This window comes from Kaistia sp. UC242_56 (assembly GCF_044452255.1).
Classification (GTDB): Bacteria; Pseudomonadota; Alphaproteobacteria; order Rhizobiales; family Kaistiaceae; genus Kaistia; species Kaistia defluvii_A.
Genome location: NZ_JBIOAN010000002.1, coordinates 1770073 through 1782474, shown reverse-complemented (window position 1 = coordinate 1782474; position 12402 = coordinate 1770073). Strand labels below are relative to the sequence as shown.

The following is a 12402-nucleotide window of genomic DNA, read 5'->3' as shown; positions in this document are numbered from 1 at the left end:
ATCGAACCAGTCAATAAAATCTGTATTCAGGCAAGGATATAGCGTTGACGGAAATCGAATCTTCAAAATGCGATCTTCATCCGTATCCAATTCCGCGATTTTCTTGATCGGGTCCGAAACGTCCTTCTGCTACCTTATACGGAGGTAGATCCAAACGGTTTCAGCCCACCTCATAAAAATTGCACGCGGCGATCTCCGGGATGCCCCGATGGCAAAAACCGCCTGCGACCCGGTGTATCGAAGGCATGCGATTGCTTGCACGGGCGGGGTGCGCGCCATAATCTCCCGCGCGCCGAGTGGAGCTGCTGATGAAACCGACCAATCCCGTCTATACTGGCCTTCCGACCACCATCTTCGAGGTGATGTCGCGGCTTGCCATCGAGCACGGCTCGATCAATCTCGGCCAGGGGTTTCCCGATGTCGACGGTCCGGAGGACGTGCGCCGGATGGCGGCCGAGGCCCTGATCGCCGGGCCCAACCAGTATCCGCCGATGATGGGCCTGCCGGCGCTTCGCCAGGCTGTGGCCAGCGCCAACAAGCGCTTTTACGATCTCGACATCGATTGGAAGACCGAGGTCCTTGTGACCTCCGGCGCGACCGAGGCGCTCTCCGACGTGTTCACGTCGCTGATCGAGCCCGGCGACGAAGTCGTCATGATCGAGCCGCTCTATGACTGCTACGTGCCCTTGGTGCGGCGCGCGGGCGGCATTCCGAAGATGGTGCGCGTGACGCCGCCGCTCTGGAAGCTCGACCTCGACGAACTCGCCGCCGCCTTCTCGGACAAGACCAAGGCGGTGCTGCTCAACAATCCGATGAACCCGGCCGCCAAGGTGTTCACCCGCGAAGAGCTAAACGGGATCGCCGAACTCTGCGTGCGCTTCGACGCCTATGCGATCTGCGACGAAGTCTATGAGCACATCATCTTCGACGACCGCGCCCATATTCCGCTGATGACGCTGCCCGGCATGCGCGAGCGCACCGTGCGCATCGGTTCGGCCGGCAAGACCTTTTCACTGACCGGCTGGAAGGTCGGCTATGTGACGGCGACGCCGCGCCTGCTCGATCCGATCGCCAAGGCGCACCAGTTCACGACATTCACAACGCCGGCGGCGCTGCAGTCGGCGGTCGCGTTCGGACTGGCCAAGGAAGACGCTTATTATGCCGGTCTGGCCGGAGACCTCGCCAAGAAGCGCGACCGGCTCGCCTCCGGGCTGGAGCGGCTCGGCTTCGAGGTCGTGCCCTGCGGCGGCACCTATTTCGTCACCGCCGATACCGCTCCGCTCGGGCTTGGCGGCAGCGATGTCGAGATCTGCCAGCGCATGACGGTGGAAGCGGGCGTCACGGCGGTGCCCGTCTCGGCCTTCTATGTCGGCGATGCGCCCAAGACCTTCGTGCGCTTCTGCTTCTCGAAGCAGGATTCGATCCTCGACGCGGCGCTCGAGCGGCTGGGGAACTGGATCGACAAAAAAGTAAAGGCGGTGGCCTAGCCACCGCCTCGGTATCTCCAGGGAGAGTTGTCGTCTTACTCGGCCGGCAGCAGGTCGCCGATATAGACCACCGGTCCGGTCGCCTGGCCGGTCGGCGAACCGCCCTTGGGCTCGACCGAGATCGCCAGCTTCTCGCCCGGCTTCAGCGAGACATTCATCGACTTCAGGTCGCTGAGGTTGTCGGCTACGCCCATCGAGACGGTGGGGCCTTCGGCCGGAACCTGCCAGAGCTCGAAGCTCTTGTCCGGCGGCGGCGCATCGCCGACCCGGCGCAACCTTATCGTGCCGGCATTGGTATCGACGGAAGCGACGAAGGCCGGCTTGCCGCCCTCCCCGCCGAGGACCGCGACATAGTTCGCGGCGGGCGGCGGCGGCACGAGCCGGTCGCTGGCCACGACGACCGCGAGCACGGCGGCCGCGGCGCCGAAGATGCCGGTCGCGATCCGCAGCCGTCGCACGGTACGCTCCAGCAGAAGCACGCGCGCGCCGCCGCTGCCGACGGCGCGGATCTGGGAAAGGATGCTGGCCCAGAGGCCTTCGGGCGGCGCCTGTTCGCCGGCAAGGTCGGCCAGAGGCTGCAGCCGGCCCGCCCAGCCGCCGATCGCGGCGCGAAGGGCCGGATCGCTGGCGGCGCGCGTCTCTACCGCGTCCCGCTCGGGCCGATCGAGCGTGCCGAGCACATATTCGCCGGCCAGGCCCTCCATTTCGTCGTCATCGGCCACCGAGGCACTCCTTCAAGGCGATCAGGCTTCGCCGCAATATCGTCTTCACCGTCGCGACGGGCTTGTCGAAGCGCCGCGACAACTCCTCCCGGCTGTAGCCATAGCTATAGGCCAGGAGCACCATGCCGCGCCGGTCGGGCTCCAGCCCTTCCAGGCAGCGCCGCAATTGCGGCCCGGTCAGGCCGTCCGTCGTCGAGCCGGGGGCTGGCAGCTTTTCCGCCAGTTCCTCGTCGATGACGACCGTCGTCTTCGAAACGCGCTCCGACCCTTTGCGTACAGCGTCGATCGCCGCGTGACGGGCGATCGTCGTCATCCACGTGATCGGGGACGCCATTGCCGGATCAAACCTGTCGGCATGATTCCAGATCCGGACCCATGCCTCCTGCAGCGCCTCCTCGGCAGCTGCTTCACTAACGGCAATACGGCGGACCACGGCGAATAGTTTCGCGGAAGTACGATCATAGAGCCTTTTGAACGCGGTTTCGTCGCGCGAGGCGACGTCCCGCATCAAGGCAACCAATTCGGCGACCCCATCGGAACCTTGATAGACCAAACTCAACCTCCCCGCGCCCGACGACCGGATGGGAAGCTTAGGCCAAACTCTCGCGCCCTGCCATGGGCTCGCCGCGCCAGATCGCGCCTGTTCTGCGCCCGCCTGCGCGATCCGCCTTGCTACCGCCCTCGCGCATCGCTACATCCCGTCGAATGGCTCCTCCTCTGCTTCTCCTCCAGGACATCCGCCTCACCTTTGGCGGCCGTCCGCTCATCGAAAACGCCACGCTTTCGGTCTCGGCCGGCGAAAGGCTGTGCTTTGTCGGCCGCAATGGATCCGGCAAGTCGACGCTGCTGAAGATCGCCGCCGGCACCGTCGAGGCGGATGCGGGAACGCGCTTCGTGCAGCCCGGCGCAACGCTGCGCTACCTGCCGCAGGAGCCGGATCTTTCCGCCTTCGCCACCGTGCGCGCCTATGTCGAGGCCGGCCTCGGACCGGGCGACGACCCATACCGCGCCACCATGCTGATGGAATCGCTCGGCCTGACCGGCAACGAGGCGCCGAACACGCTTTCGGGCGGCGAGGCGCGCCGCGCGGCGCTGGCCCGCGCCATCGCGCCGGAGCCCGACGTGCTGCTGCTCGACGAGCCGACCAACCATCTGGACCTGCCGGCGATCGAATGGCTGGAAGAGACACTGAAGTCGATGCGCTCGGCGCTCGTCCTCATCAGCCATGATCGCCGATTCCTGGAGCGCCTTTCCAAGGCGACGCTGTGGCTCGACCGCGGCACGACGAGACGGCTCGAACAGGGCTTTACCGCCTTCGAGGAATGGCGCGACAACGTCCTGCACGAAGAGGAAAAGGAGCGCGAACGCCTCGACCGCAAGATCAGCCAGGAAATCGACTGGGTGCGCTACGGCGTCACCGCGCGGCGCAAGCGCAATATGGGCCGCCTGCGCAAGCTCGAAGGCCTGCGCCAGGAGCGCCGCGACCAGCGCCGCGCCGTCGGCAGCGTCAACCTTCAGGCCAGCGAAGGCAATGTCTCCGGCAAGGCCGTGGTCGAAGCGATCGGCGTGTCGAAATCGTTCGGCGACCGGGCGATCGTCCAGGATTTTTCCACCCGCATCCAGCGCGGCGACCGGATCGGCCTGGTCGGCGCCAATGGCGCGGGCAAGACTACGCTGCTCAACCTGCTGACCGGCGTGCTGCAGCCCGACAGCGGCATCATCAAGCTCGGCACCAATCTGCAGATGGTGACGCTCGACCAGCGCCGCGAAAGCCTGGATCCGAGCCTGCGCCTCGCCGACGCGCTGACCGAAGGCCGCGGCGACAGCGTCATGGTCAATGGCGAATCGCGCCACGTCATCGGCTACATGAAGGACTTCCTGTTCACGCCCGAACAGGCCCGTGCCCCGATCACCGCTCTATCCGGCGGCGAGCGCGGCCGGCTGATGCTGGCGCGCGCGCTGGCGCGGCCGTCCAACCTGCTCGTGCTCGACGAACCGACCAACGATCTCGACCTCGAGACGCTCGACCTGCTCGAAGAGCTGCTCGACGATTATCCCGGCACCATCCTGCTCGTAAGCCATGATCGCGACTTCCTCGACCGTGTCGCGACGTCCGTGATCGTGGCGGAAGGCGATGGCCGCTGGACGGATTATGCCGGCGGCTATTCCGACATGCTGATCCAGCGCGGCGCGGCAGCCCCGGCCCGCGCGATCAACAAGGCCGAGCGCAAGGACGAGAAAAAGGTCGCCGCCGACAAGGCGCCGCCCTCGAAGAGCAAGCTCTCTTTCAAGCAGAAGCACGCGCTGGAGACGCTGCCGGCGAAGATCGAGGCGCTGACTGCCGAGATTCACAAGCTGGAGGCGACGCTCGCCAAGCCAAACCTGTTCGCTGTCGACCGCAAGGCGTTCGACACGGCCAACGCCCGCCTCGCCGCCGCCCAGCATGAGCGCGACGCCGCCGAGGAAGAATGGCTGACGCTGGAAATGCTGCGCGAGGAACTGGCGGGCTAGGCTCGCCTATTAGCTTAACTAAGCCCCTCACCCAACCCTCTCCCGCAAGCGGGCGAGGGCTTTTGGCCGGTGCGCTCGCAGCCTCGCGAGTCCATGGATCGACCGGGCTCGTCGAGCCCCCTCGCCCGCTTGCGGGAGAGGGTCGGGGTGAGGGTTCTTGCCCTACCCCACCGCTCTCACGCTTTCGCGCACCACGAGTTCGCAGGCCAGGCGCACCTTCAAGGTCGGCACCGTGCCGTCGCGCCCCGTCGCCATGCGGCGCAGCAGGTCGGTCGCGGCAAGCCGGCCCATCTCGTTGCGCGGCTGGCGCATGGTCGTCAGCGCCGGATCATAGTGCACGGCATATTCGGTATCGTCGAAGCCGATCACCGATACGTCGGACGGAATGCCGACCCCCCGGTTCTTCAGCGCGCGCATGAAACCGAGCGCGATTTCGTCCGCCGCCGCGAAAACCGCCGTCGGCTTCTCGTCGAGCGCGAAATAATCCCTGGCCGCCCGTTCGCCGGAGGCGAAATCGAAATTGCTGGCGCCACGCCAAATCAGTGCCTGGTCGATCGGCAAACCGGCCTCTCGTAGTGCATCGCAATATCCGCCGAGGCGCTCGCTCGCTTCGAGCCCACCCTCCGCGCCGGGGATATGCGCGATGCGGCGATGACCCTGCGAAATCAGGTAGCGCACCGCCTCGGCCGAGGCGCCGCGATTGTCGACGTCGAAGACGGAGAATTGCGGCGTGCCGGGAATCTCGGAAAACATCAGCGATACCGGAACCGTGTCCGGCACCGAGACGAATTCCTCGTCGCGCGGCACGTTGCCGGTGACGACCAGAACGCCGTCCACCTGCCCCGCCCGGATCACGCGGGCATAGTGCGTCTCGCGGCTACGGCTTTGACGCGTATAGCCAATCAGCACGCCGTAGCCACCTTCGGTGAACACTTCCTCCAGCGCATTCAGCACGGGCGTGAAGAAGGAATTGCCGATGCCGGGCAGCAGCACCAGCACCATCTTGGTCGATTTGGCGCGCAGCGAACGGGCCGCCGCATTGGGCGTGTAGCCGGTCTCGCGGATGGCGGAAAACACTGCGGCCCGAGTCGCCTCGGTCACGCGCTCAGGCAGGGCGATGGCCCGGCTGACGGTTGCGGTGGACACGCCCGCGCGGCGCGCGACGTCCTGGATCGTAACGGATCGGGCGGCCGCTTCCGGCTCCGGCGTTTCAGATTTTCGCACCGTTTGGTCCTTCCCCAGTCCGGCTTTTCTTTTGCACTGCAAAATAACTTTGCGTTGACAGCCGGTTTGGGGAGTATACGGTAGATGTAATCGATTACAAGAATTCGGGCGTTCAAGTCCGGTGGATCGGACGGACGTTCACGAATTGGCGCCTTTGAGGAAAGGCGCTGAACCCCGGGAGGAGGAAGCATGAAGCATTTTACCAAGGCGTTGCTCGGTGCAGCAGCAGTCGTGGCCCTGATGGCTGGTCCGTCGGTCGCTGCCGAAAAGGCCGAAGTCATCCATTGGTGGACCTCCGGCGGCGAATCCGCTGCCGTGAAGGTGTTTGCCGACCAGTTCAACGCCGCTGGCGGTGAGTGGGTCGACGCGGCCATTGCAAGCGGCGAAGCGGCACGCGCCGCCGGCATCAACCGCATCGTTGGTGGCAATCCGCCCACCGCCATGCAGTTCAACACCGGCAAGCAGTTCGAGGACCTGGTCGCCCAGGGCCTGCTCAACAACCTCGATGAGGTCGCCAAGGCCGATGGCTGGGACAAGTTCCTGTCGCCGGTTCTCGTGAAGGCGGTCTCGCGTGACGGCCATTACTTCGCCGTTCCGGTCAACATCCATTCGAACAACTGGCTCTGGTACAACGCGGCCCTGCTCGAAGCGAACAAGATCGAGCCGCCGAAGACCTGGGACGAACTGTTCGCCGCCATGGACAAGCTGAAGGCAGCCGGCGTCATTCCGATGGCGCAGTCGGGCGACGCCTGGACCCAGGTCCTGCTGTTCAACGACGTCCTGCTCGGCGTCGGCGGCCGCGACCTCTATCTGAAGGTCTATGGCGACAACAACGTCGAAGCCGTCAAGTCGCCGGAATTCGCCAAGGTCGTCGAGACCTTCGGCAAGCTGCGCGAATATGGCGATGCGGGCCAGCAGGGCCGCCAGTGGAACCAGGCCACCGGCCTCGTCGTCTCCGGCAAGGCAGGCTTCAACTTCATGGGTGACTGGGCCAAGGGCGAAGTGATCGCCGCCGGCCTGACCCCCGGCAAGGAAGTCGGCTGCATTCCCGGCATCGGCAACCAGGTCTACTGGATCGGCGGCGACGTGTTCGTCTTCCCGAAGACCGACAATGCCGACGCCCAGAAGGCCCAGGCTCTGCTCGCCCACACCATGCTGACGCCCGAGACCCAGGTCGCCTTCAACGCCAAGAAGGGCTCCGTCCCGGTTCGCGGCGATGTCGACACCTCGAAGCTCGACGCCTGCGCCCAGGCCGGCCTGAAGCTGCTCGGCACCGAGAACGGTTCCGTCCCCGGCTTCGACTTCCTGCAGACGCCGGACTCGATCGGCTCGATCCAGGACATCATCGGCCAGTTCTGGACCACTCCGTCCCAGACGCCGGCCGACCTGCAGGCGAAGTTCGCCGAAATCATCGCTGCAGAATAACAGGACTCCGACCCGGCCGGTTCTCCGGCCGGGTTTTCTCCTCGATCTGGCGCCACCGCGACGGTGAGCCGGTCCGCGGCGGCTCGCATCCGCCGGGCTATCGGAGTGCGTTATCTTGAAACCTCGATTCCTACGCTTCTGGATGGCGCAGGTCGCCCTGGCTCCTGCCTGGCTGATCGTGATCTTCGCCTATATCGGCACCATCCTCTGGACCATCCAGATCTCGTTCACGAGCTCGAAGGTCTTTCCGGTCTCCAACTATGTCGGCTTCTCGCAATATACCCGACTGTTCGGATCGGAACGCTGGATCATATCGGTCCAGAACCTCGCGATCTTCGGCCTGATTTTCATCGTCGGCTGCCTGATCCTCGGCTTCCTGCTGGCGGTGTTCCTCGACCAGCGGATCCGCGCCGAGAGCGTGTTCCGCACGATTTTCCTCTATCCCTACGCCCTGTCGTTCATCGTGACCGGCCTTGTGTGGCAGTGGACACTGAACCCGACGCTCGGCGTGCAGCAGACCGTACGTAACTGGGGCTGGGAGAGTTTTACCTTCGATTGGCTGTCGCGCGGCGACCGGGCGATCTACGTCATCGCCCTTGCGGGCATGTGGCAGGCCTCCGGCCTCGTCATGGCGATCCTGCTGGCCGGCCTTCGCGGCGTCGACGGCGAGCTGTGGAAGGCCGCCAAGGTGGACGGCATCCCGACCTGGCGCGTCTATGTGCACATCGTGATCCCGATCCTGACTCCGATGTTCGTGACGGCCACGGTGCTGCTCGCGACCGCGGTGGTGAAGGTCTACGACCTGGTGGTGGCGCTCACCAATGGCGGCCCCGGCATATCGACCGAAGTGCCGGCCAAGTTCGTCATCGAATATCTGTTCCAGCGCCAGAATCTCGGCCTCGCCACGGCGGCCTCGACCGTCATGATGATCACGGTCCTCTGCGTACTGGCGCCCTGGCTCTACGTGCAATACTTCCGCAAGCCGAGGAGCGCGCACTGATCATGGCTTCTCTCACTGCAAACGCCCAAGTCGAGCCTTCGGGCCCCCGTCCCAAGCGCATCGGCCCCGGCCGGTACGGCGTCTACGCCTTCCTGATCATCTCGGCGCTGTTCTTCCTGATCCCACTCTACGTGATGATCGTGACGTCGCTGAAGCCGATGGACGAGATCCGGATGGGCAATCTCTTCGCCCTGCCGGGATCGCCCAGCTTCGACGCCTGGATCAAGGCGTGGTCGCAGGCCTGCACCGGGCTGAACTGCGAAGGCATTCATGTCGGCATGTTGAACTCGATCAAAATCCTGATCCCGAGCGTCATCCTGTCGATCGCGGTCGGATCGGTGACCGGCTACGCCCTCTCCTTCTGGCGGCCGAAGGGCGCCAATATCCTGTTTGCGATCCTGCTGCTCGGCGCCTTCATCCCCTACCAGGTCTTCCTCTATCCCCTGGTGCGGATCCTCTCGATGGTGTCGCTCTACAATTCGATCCCGGGTGTCGTGTTCGTGCACACGATCTTCGGACTGCCGCTGATGACGCTGCTGTTCCGCAACTTCTACGCCGGCATCCCGATCGACCTGTTCAAGGCGGCCCGCGTCGATGGCGGCGGCTTCTGGGCGATCTTCCTGCGGCTGATGCTGCCGCTCTCCACGCCGATCATCGTCGTCGCCGCGATCCTGCAGATCACCGGAATCTGGAACGACTTCCTGTTCGGCCTGATCTTCGCCGGTCGCGAGAACTTCCCGATGACCGTGCAGCTCAACAACGTCGTCAATTCGAGCTTCGGCGAGAAGGAGTACAACGTGAACATGGCTGCCACGATCCTGACGGCACTTGTTCCGCTCTTCGTTTATTTCGTGTCGGGACGCTGGTTCGTTCGCGGCATCGCTTCCGGCGCCGTGAAGGGGTGATCCATGGCCACTGTCTCCATTCGAGACCTCGAAATCGAATTCGGCAACCTCAAGGTCCTGAAGAATCTCGACCTCGAAATCGAACAGGGCGAGTTCATCGTCCTGCTCGGCCCCTCCGGTTGCGGTAAGTCCACGCTGCTCAACGCCGTCGCAGGCCTGCTCGACGTTTCCGCCGGCCAGATCTGGATCGGCGGCAAGAACGTCACCTGGGAGGAGCCGAAGAACCGCGGCATCGGCATGGTGTTCCAGTCCTATGCGCTCTATCCGCGCATGACGGTGACGGGAAACCTCTCCTTCGGCCTGAAGATGGCCAAGGTGCCGAAGGACGAGATCGACAAGCGCGTCGCGCGCGCCGCCAAGATCCTGCAGATCGAGCCGCTGCTCGACCGCCGTCCGGCCGAGCTCTCGGGCGGCCAGCGCCAGCGCGTCGCCATCGGCCGCGCCCTGGTGCGCGATGTCGACGTGTTCCTGTTCGACGAGCCGCTCTCCAACCTCGACGCCAAGCTTCGCACGGAACTGCGCGTGGAGTTGAAGCGCCTGCACCAGGGCCTCGGCTCGACCATGATCTACGTCACGCACGATCAGATCGAGGCGCTGACCTTGGCCGACCGCGTCGCCGTGATGAATGGCGGCGTCATCCAGCAGCTGGCCTCGCCGAAGGAAATCTACCGCCGGCCGGTCAACCGCTTCGTCGCCGGCTTTGTCGGCTCGCCGTCCATGAACTTCATCGACGGCACGATCTCGGTCGAAGGCGGCGCCGTTTCGTTCAAGCTCTCCAACGGCACGCTGATCGACCTCACCGGATACGAGTTCGAAAAGCCGCCCGAGCATGGCCGCCCGGCGACCCTCGGCATCCGGCCGGAACAGGTCGACCTCGAGCATCGCGAACCGGATGCCAGGACGATCCCGGTCAATCTGACCCTGCTCGAGCCGATGGGCGCCGACAGCCTGGTCTGGGGCGATGTCGCAGGCACGACGTTCTCGGTGCGCATCGATGGCGACGCCCACGTCCAGACGCCCTCTTCGGCAGATGCCTTCTTTCAGCCTGCCTACGCGTCGATCTTCGATCTCGCCAGCGGCCAGCGCCTCTGATCGCCCCCTGAGCCGCCTGGCGTTTCAGGCGACTTCCCTAAGAACGGATTCAAGAAAGACATTCCCATGTCGCAGCACAAGATCTCGTTTCAGCTCTACTCCGCCCGCAATTTCCCGCCGCTCGAAACCGTTCTCGAGGGCCTGGCCAAGATCGGCTATGACGCGGTCGAGCCCTATTATCCGCTCTATGGCGAAGACGCCGCCGGCTATCGCGCCAAGGTCGACGCCGTCGGCCTGGTGACCCCTACCTTCCACGCGCCGCTCGACGGCGTCGTCGGCGAGACCAGCCGCTTCATCGACATCGCCAAGACCATCGGCGCCGAAACCATCGTCATCCCCTATCTCGTCGCCGAACAGCGCCCGACCGATGTCGATGGCTGGAAGAAGTTGCATGAGAGCTTTGCCGGCGCCGCCGAAAAGGCCAAGGCAGCCGGCCTCGGCCTCGGCTATCACAATCACGACTTCGAATATGCGACGCTGGCTGACGGCTCGCGCCCGATCGACCATCTGATCGGCAATGGCGTCACCTCCGAGCTCGACCTCGGTTGGGTCGCCCGCGCCGGCCAGGACGTGGCCGCCGAGATCGACAAGCTCGCCGACGAGACGATCGCCTTCCACATCAAGGACCTGGCCCCGGCTGGCACGACGGTCGATGATGGCTGGACCAATGTCGGCGACGGCGTCGTGGACTGGAAGGCACTCTGGCCGCATATCGAGAAGGCCAAGAAGGCCCGCATCCTCGTCGCCGAGCACGACAATCCCTCGGATTGGAAGCTCTTCGCCGAGCGTTCCTATGCGGCCATCAAGGCCCTGGTTTCCTGAAAGGCTTCCCCGACATGACCAAGGTTCACAAGATCGGCCTGATCGGCGCCGGCAACATTTCGGCCGCCTATCTGAAGCTGGCACCGCTCTTTCCGGGCACCCAGATCGTCGCGGTCGCGGACATCGTGGCGGAGGCAGCCAAGGCCCGCGCCGACCAGTTCGGCGTCCGCGCCCTGACGATCGACGGATTGCTCGGCGATTCCGAGATCGACACGGTCATCAACCTGACCATCCCCTCGGCGCATTATGAAGTGTCGAACGCGATCCTCTCGGCCGGCAAGCACGCCTATTCGGAAAAGCCGTTCGCGCTTTCCGTCGAGGACGGCAAGAAGCTGGTGGCGCTGGCGGACGCCAAAGGGCTGAAGCTCGGCAGCGCGCCGGACACCTTCCTCGGCGGCGCGGGCCAGACGGCGCGCAAGCTACTGGATGAAGGCAAGATCGGCCGCGTCATCGCCGGCACCATGCATGTGATGAGCCACGGCATGGAGATGTGGCACCCCAATCCCGGCTTCTTCTTCCAACCCGGCGGCGGCCCGATCCTTGATCTCGGACCCTATTACATCGCGGCGCTGATCAACCTGCTCGGTCCGATCCGCACCGTCACCGCCGTCGCGACCAAGGGGTTTGAAGACCGCCTCGTCACGGCCGAAGGTCCGCTCAAGGGCAAGACCGTGCCGGTCGGCACGCCGACGACGATCAACGCCATCCTCCACTTCGTCTCCGGCGCTCAGGTTACCCTGACGGCGAGCTGGGACGTCTGGAAGCACGGCCACGTCAATCCGATCGAGCTCTACGGCTCGGAAGGCACGATGCTGGTGCCCGATCCGAACTTCTTCGGCGGCAGCGTCCGCTACTCCGTTGAAAGGGGCGACTATATCGAGGTCGACAGCTCGGAAGCGCCGTTCGGCAAGGCCAACTGGGAAGACGGCAAGCATGCCAACTACCGCATGCTGGGCGTCGCCGATCTGCTTGACGCCGCCGATCAGGGCCGCGAGCCGCGCTGCTCGGGCCGGGTCGCGCTGCATGCCCTCGACGCGATGGTGTCAATCCTCGATTCGGCGGCGCAGGAGAAGGTGATCACGCTCTCGACCACCACCGAGCGCCCCGCCCCGCTGACCCAGGCCGACGCCGACCGCTTCACCGCGGCGCGCTGATCCTCCCTGCACGAATGAAAACGGGGCCACTTGCGGCCCCGTTTTTCGTTATTTCGATAG

General features: G+C 64.8%; 11 protein-coding genes. 8 read left to right on the top strand and 3 right to left on the bottom strand.

The window, feature by feature from the left end:
* The first annotated feature begins 308 nt into the window (after nt 1–308).
* Nucleotides 309–1487, top strand: a complete 1179-nt coding sequence (locus ACHMWQ_RS11075; protein ID WP_396307496.1) for an aminotransferase — start codon at nt 309–311, stop codon at nt 1485–1487.
* 35 nt (nt 1488–1522) lie between these two features.
* Here ACHMWQ_RS11075 and ACHMWQ_RS11070 read toward each other — a convergent pair whose 3' ends face one another.
* Both ACHMWQ_RS11070 and ACHMWQ_RS11065 read right to left on the bottom strand, forming a co-directional pair.
* Entirely contained in the window at nt 1523–2209 is a 687-nt protein-coding gene (locus ACHMWQ_RS11070) for an anti-sigma factor domain-containing protein (protein WP_354548058.1), read from the bottom strand.
* Nucleotides 2199–2717, bottom strand: coding sequence for a sigma-70 family RNA polymerase sigma factor (locus ACHMWQ_RS11065; RefSeq protein ID WP_354551519.1), 519 nt, complete (start codon nt 2715–2717; stop codon nt 2199–2201). Before ACHMWQ_RS11065 ends, ACHMWQ_RS11070 begins: the two co-directional genes overlap by 11 nt.
* Before the next feature lie 197 nt (nt 2718–2914).
* Between ACHMWQ_RS11065 and ACHMWQ_RS11060 the strand changes: the two genes are divergently transcribed.
* Complete coding sequence (locus ACHMWQ_RS11060; RefSeq protein ID WP_396307495.1) at nt 2915–4720, top strand: ABC-F family ATP-binding cassette domain-containing protein; 1806 nt, start codon at nt 2915–2917, stop codon at nt 4718–4720.
* A 162-nt stretch (nt 4721–4882) separates the two neighbouring features.
* On the opposite strand, the gene ACHMWQ_RS11055 is transcribed toward ACHMWQ_RS11060, so the two are convergent.
* Complete coding sequence (locus ACHMWQ_RS11055) at nt 4883–5944, bottom strand: LacI family DNA-binding transcriptional regulator (protein WP_396307494.1); 1062 nt, start codon at nt 5942–5944, stop codon at nt 4883–4885.
* Nucleotides 5945–6133: 189 nt separating this feature from the next.
* On the opposite strand from ACHMWQ_RS11055, the gene ACHMWQ_RS11050 reads away from it, so the two are divergent.
* The 6 genes from ACHMWQ_RS11050 (at nt 6134) to ACHMWQ_RS11025 (ending at nt 12342) form a co-directional block, all read left to right on the top strand.
* On the top strand, nt 6134–7369 hold the full coding sequence (locus ACHMWQ_RS11050; RefSeq protein WP_354548054.1) for an ABC transporter substrate-binding protein: 1236 nt from the start codon (nt 6134–6136) through the stop codon (nt 7367–7369).
* Between the two features lie 115 nt (nt 7370–7484).
* The gene (locus tag ACHMWQ_RS11045; protein WP_354548053.1) at nt 7485–8369 is read left to right on the top strand and encodes a sugar ABC transporter permease; all 885 of its coding nucleotides are present in this window, start codon (nt 7485–7487) and stop codon (nt 8367–8369) included.
* Between the two features lie 2 nt (nt 8370–8371).
* Nucleotides 8372–9274 (top strand): carbohydrate ABC transporter permease, encoded by a 903-nt coding sequence (locus ACHMWQ_RS11040; protein WP_396307493.1) that lies wholly within the window; start codon nt 8372–8374, stop codon nt 9272–9274.
* 3 nt (nt 9275–9277) lie between these two features.
* Nucleotides 9278–10366 (top strand): ABC transporter ATP-binding protein, encoded by a 1089-nt coding sequence (locus ACHMWQ_RS11035; RefSeq protein ID WP_396307492.1) that lies wholly within the window; start codon nt 9278–9280, stop codon nt 10364–10366.
* A gap of 66 nt (nt 10367–10432) precedes the next feature.
* Nucleotides 10433–11188 (top strand): sugar phosphate isomerase/epimerase family protein, encoded by a 756-nt coding sequence (locus ACHMWQ_RS11030; RefSeq protein ID WP_396307491.1) that lies wholly within the window; start codon nt 10433–10435, stop codon nt 11186–11188.
* A gap of 14 nt (nt 11189–11202) precedes the next feature.
* Nucleotides 11203–12342, top strand: coding sequence for a Gfo/Idh/MocA family protein (locus ACHMWQ_RS11025; RefSeq protein WP_396307490.1), 1140 nt, complete (start codon nt 11203–11205; stop codon nt 12340–12342).
* The last annotated feature ends 60 nt before the right edge of the window (nt 12343–12402 follow it).

Excerpts from the sequence above, each read along its gene's own strand:
- ACHMWQ_RS11075 (WP_396307496.1), top strand. The coding sequence starts at position 309 with ATGAAACCGACCAATCCCGTCTATACTGGCCTTCCGACCACCATCTTC.
- ACHMWQ_RS11065 (WP_354551519.1), bottom strand. The coding sequence starts at position 2,717 with ATGCGGGACGTCGCCTCGCGCGACGAAACCGCGTTCAAAAGGCTCTAT.
- ACHMWQ_RS11060 (WP_396307495.1), top strand. The coding sequence starts at position 2,915 with ATGGCTCCTCCTCTGCTTCTCCTCCAGGACATCCGCCTCACCTTTGGC.
- ACHMWQ_RS11050 (WP_354548054.1), top strand. The coding sequence starts at position 6,134 with ATGAAGCATTTTACCAAGGCGTTGCTCGGTGCAGCAGCAGTCGTGGCC.
- ACHMWQ_RS11040 (WP_396307493.1), top strand. The coding sequence starts at position 8,372 with ATGGCTTCTCTCACTGCAAACGCCCAAGTCGAGCCTTCGGGCCCCCGT.
- ACHMWQ_RS11035 (WP_396307492.1), top strand. The coding sequence starts at position 9,278 with ATGGCCACTGTCTCCATTCGAGACCTCGAAATCGAATTCGGCAACCTC.
- ACHMWQ_RS11030 (WP_396307491.1), top strand. The coding sequence starts at position 10,433 with ATGTCGCAGCACAAGATCTCGTTTCAGCTCTACTCCGCCCGCAATTTC.
- ACHMWQ_RS11025 (WP_396307490.1), top strand. The coding sequence starts at position 11,203 with ATGACCAAGGTTCACAAGATCGGCCTGATCGGCGCCGGCAACATTTCG.